Source organism: Streptococcus sp. 596553, from assembly GCF_900411395.1.
Lineage (GTDB): Bacteria > Bacillota > Bacilli > Lactobacillales > Streptococcaceae > Streptococcus > Streptococcus mitis_BA.
In genome coordinates, this window is record NZ_OXCQ01000026.1 from 1 (window position 1) to 4,144 (window position 4,144).

At 37.6% G+C, this 4,144-nt stretch carries 3 protein-coding genes, 1 tRNA gene, 2 rRNA genes and 1 pseudogene; 5 read left to right on the forward strand and 2 right to left on the reverse strand.

The genetic code is table 11. The features are described from left to right. The 3 genes from DSY56_RS11520 to DSY56_RS11530 form a co-directional block, all read left to right on the forward strand. Positions 1-92 (forward strand): 23S ribosomal RNA (locus DSY56_RS11520); the annotation flags it as partial. A 76-nt stretch (positions 93-168) separates the two neighbouring features. After that, positions 169-284, forward strand: a 5S ribosomal RNA gene (rrf, locus tag DSY56_RS11525). A 5-nt stretch (positions 285-289) separates the two neighbouring features. Beyond that, a tRNA-Asn gene (locus tag DSY56_RS11530) sits at positions 290-363 on the forward strand. A 364-nt stretch (positions 364-727) separates the two neighbouring features. Here DSY56_RS11530 and DSY56_RS11540 read toward each other — a convergent pair. After that, positions 728-960 (reverse strand): annotated as a pseudogene (locus DSY56_RS11540) (transposase); the annotation flags it as partial. Positions 961-1,189: 229 nt separating this feature from the next. On the opposite strand from DSY56_RS11540, the gene comW reads away from it, so the two are divergent. Beyond that, entirely contained in the window at positions 1,190-1,426 is a 237-nt protein-coding gene (gene comW, locus DSY56_RS11545) for a sigma(X)-activator ComW (RefSeq protein WP_000940044.1), read from the forward strand. 230 nt (positions 1,427-1,656) lie between these two features. Then, positions 1,657-2,943, forward strand: a complete 1,287-nt coding sequence (locus DSY56_RS11550; protein ID WP_001832534.1) for an adenylosuccinate synthase — start codon at positions 1,657-1,659, stop codon at positions 2,941-2,943. Positions 2,944-3,205: 262 nt separating this feature from the next. Here DSY56_RS11550 and DSY56_RS11555 read toward each other — a convergent pair. Further along, positions 3,206-4,144 (reverse strand): tyrosine-type recombinase/integrase (locus DSY56_RS11555; RefSeq protein WP_112445801.1); only part of this gene is annotated, 939 nt, incomplete at its 5' end.

Consider the following 4,144-nt stretch of genomic DNA (forward strand, 5'->3'; position numbering starts at 1 on the left):
AGCCCTGAGAGATGATCAGGTAGATAGGTTAGAAGTGGAAGTGTGGCGACACATGTAGCGGACTAATACTAATAGCTCGAGGACTTATCCAAAGTAACTGAGAATACGAAAGCGAGAGGTTTTCTTGATTTGAATAGATATTCAATTTTGAGTAGGTATTACTCAGAGTTAAGTGATGATAGCCTAGGAGATACACCTGTACCCATGCCGAACACAGAAGTTAAGCCCTAGAACGCCGGAAGTAGTTGGGGGTGGCCCCCTGTGAGATATGGAAGTCGCTTAGCTTTATTCCGCCATAGCTCAGTTGGTAGTAGCGCATGACTGTTAATCATGATGTCGTAGGTTCGAGTCCTACTGGCGGAGTAGTTAATTAAAGGAGGTTTCGACCTCTTTTTTTGTTATGTAATTAATAATCTGTCTTGCCTCTAATGACAAGTGATATTTTTCTTGACGATAGAAGTCTCAGCTACCATTATTTTCGACCACTGATAGCACTTAAAAGGAATCTTAGTGTGTACCCCTATTGATAATATCCATAATTTAGAAATTAGGGTCTTTAATGTCTAGTAGTTTTGTGATAAAATGTAATTGTTCCATATGAATCTTTCTAATGATGGTTTGGTCGCTTTTCATTATAGATGATATGGGACTTTTTTTCTACAATAAAATAGGCTCCATAATATCCATAGGGGATTTACCCACTACAAATATTATAGAGCCAGAAAAGCTAATCTCGAGAAAGGGCAAATTTCGTCCTTTCTTTTTTTTGATGTTTAGAGCGATGATAATTCGTTTTTTGAAGTTTTTAAAGTTCCGAAAACCAAAGTCGTTGCGCTTGATAAGTTTGATGGGATTATTAGTGACTTCTAGTTTGGCGTTAGAATAGGCTAGTTTAAGGACATTGACAATTTTCTTGTTATCTTTGAGAAATGTTTTAAAGATAGTTTGAAAAATTTGATACTATGCGTTTTTCTTATTTTAAGATTTTTACCTCAGTCTCTTTTAGTATTTAACGCAGTTAATAAGGTCTATAATAGTCTAATTTAGGTAGTAAATTTGTTTCTATTCTGTCAACTTTTCCTATTTTTTCTCTTGTTGAGGTTGGTATTTTAACAATTCAGGAATTATTAATGATTAATTAAAATTTTTTGTTAGAATAAGTTCATAAAAAGTAAAGGAGTGTATGCTTATGCTACAAAATATTTATGATCAGATGACTGATTTCTATGACAGTATCGAAGAAGAGTATGCTACTTTCTTTGATAATAGTTGGGAATGGGAACATTTTCATTTTAAATTTTTGATTTATTATTTAGTTAGATATGGCATTGGGTGTCGTAGGGATTTTATCGTTTACCATTATCGTGTTGCTTATCGTTTGTATCTTGAAAAGATGATAATGAAACAAGGTTTTATTTCTTGTTGAGATAGTCTGAGTTAATTTCCGAACAAACTTACTTTTTCATGGCAATATAACAATAAATAGCTGGTAATTTTTCTAAAACATTTTTTAATAGTTGGAAATAGCAAATCTTTCTATTGTTTCTTCTTGATAAAAAGGCGATTTTTTCTTATAATAAATTGTAAGATATAATTGCGGGTGAGATTCCTGCCATGTATGTGAGAAAGGAAGAGCCTGAGGGCTCAGACAAGATTATGACTTCAGTTGTTGTTGTAGGTACCCAATGGGGTGATGAAGGTAAAGGGAAGATTACAGACTTCCTTTCAGCGAATGCAGAAGTGATTGCACGTTACCAAGGTGGTGATAATGCAGGTCACACGATTGTGATTGATGGTAAGAAGTTTAAATTGCACTTGATTCCATCTGGGATTTTCTTCCCTGAAAAAATCTCTGTTATTGGGAATGGTATGGTTGTAAATCCTAAATCTCTTGTAAAAGAGTTGAGCTATCTTCATGAGGAAGGTGTGACAACTGATAACTTGCGTATTTCTGATCGTGCGCATGTTATTTTGCCTTATCATATCGAGTTAGACCGTTTGCAAGAAGAAGCTAAGGGCGACAATAAGATTGGGACTACAATCAAGGGAATTGGTCCAGCTTATATGGACAAGGCTGCTCGTGTTGGGATTCGTATCGCTGATCTTTTGGATAAAGATATTTTCCGTGAGCGTTTAGAACGTAATCTTGCTGAAAAAAATCGTCTTTTTGAAAAATTGTATGACAGTAAGGCGATTGCTTTCGATGATATTTTTGAAGAGTATTACGAATATGGTCAACAAATCAAGAAGTATGTGACAGATACATCTGTCATTTTGAATGATGCGCTTGATAACGGGAAACGTGTGCTTTTTGAAGGTGCACAAGGTGTTATGCTAGATATCGACCAAGGTACGTATCCATTTGTTACTTCTTCAAACCCTGTGGCTGGTGGTGTGACCATTGGTTCAGGTGTTGGGCCAAGCAAGATTGACAAGGTTGTAGGTGTATGTAAAGCCTATACCAGTCGTGTAGGAGACGGTCCTTTCCCAACTGAATTGTTTGATGAAGTGGGAGAACGTATCCGTGAAGTCGGCCATGAATATGGTACAACAACTGGTCGTCCACGTCGAGTGGGTTGGTTTGACTCAGTTGTGATGCGTCATAGCCGTCGTGTTTCTGGTATCACTAACCTTTCATTGAACTCTATCGATGTTTTGAGTGGTTTAGATACTGTGAAAATCTGTGTGGCCTATGATCTTGATGGTCAACGTATTGACTACTATCCAGCTAGTCTTGAGCAATTGAAACGTTGCAAGCCTATCTATGAAGAGTTGCCAGGTTGGTCAGAAGATATTACCGGAGTTCGTAATTTGGAAGATCTTCCTGAGAATGCGCGTAACTACGTTCGTCGTGTGAGTGAATTGGTTGGTGTTCGTATTTCTACTTTCTCAGTGGGTCCTGGTCGTGAACAAACAAATATTTTAGAAAGTGTTTGGTCCTAAGAGATTTTTAAGATTTGTTTAAGATAGGTCGGGTATACTATAGACAGTTACAAGAAGACCTCCTAACTTGTTGTAACAAATATCCTAAACTTTTCTTTTTCATAATAATCTCCCTTAACTCCACCCAATTAGGTGGAGTTTTTTGGCTCTATTTCAGGCTTTTGGGGACTATTCTAAAAATAATTTTTCGATATTTTTCGGTATTTTTCTGATTTTGGTCGGGGAATTGGCGGGGACTTTTTGAGATTTTGGCGGGGGTTTTTTAGCGAATATGGCTAAGAAATAGGTCTGTTGTCGCTTCAGCAAGTTCGTCCTCTACTTGATTGTAACGATCGGTCATATAGACTTTTGTATGCCCCAGCGCCTGGCTTAATTGTTCAAGCGGAACTCCTGCAATAATGCTTTGAGTCGTGAAGAAGTGGCGCATCATGTGAGGTGTTACATGCAATCCTGTTGCTTCATTCACTAAATTGAAGTTTCTATTTAACTGGTTTGGATTGATGAGACTACCTTTCTCGTTGATAGTTATATAATCCTTGTGCTGTTCCTTAATAATCCCTAACTTTCGCTTAATTTTAGAAGCCTCAGCTATCAGATAATAGATAAGGTCTGTTCCAATATCATCTAGGCAGACGTATCGCTCTGAATCCTTCGTTTTAAGCCCTCCTTTCCCTTTTAGGGTCTGGTTGCTTCGACTGTCTCTAAGATGCAGTATAGCCCGTCCGCTGTCGTTCTGAGTGATGTCCATTGGACGCAATCCAAAGACTTCTCCTCTTCTCAATCCAAAAATGGTAAGATAGGTCAGAGCGTAGAATTGTTTTGGCATAATCTCTTCTGCCTTTGCTATCCAAGTCTTGAACTCTTTGAGAGTCACTTTCTTGTTAGCTGCAGGAATATCACTCTGGCCAATAAAGACACCTTTCAAGCGATTTGAGAGCAGATTCCCATTTTTGACGGCATCATTCAGCAATGACATGAAGCTGGAATTGAGAGTTTGAACAGTGTATCTGGTATGGTTCTGCAATTTTTCAGCGATAAAGAGTTCATACTCATTTCTATCCAAATTTTTCAGCTGGATAGAACCAAATTTGGGTTTGATATGATTCTTATAGAGATTATCATTGAGGTAGTAGGAAGTGTCATTCCAGCGCCCTGTTGACAATCTCTTTTCGGAATAGATATCCCAATACTGATCAAGCGT

What these genes read in the sequence shown, in the direction of transcription:
- comW (WP_000940044.1), top strand. Translation starts at nt 1,190, where the DNA reads ATGCTACAAAATATTTATGATCAGATGACTGATTTCTATGACAGTATC.
- DSY56_RS11550 (WP_001832534.1), top strand. Translation starts at nt 1,657, where the DNA reads ATGACTTCAGTTGTTGTTGTAGGTACCCAATGGGGTGATGAAGGTAAA.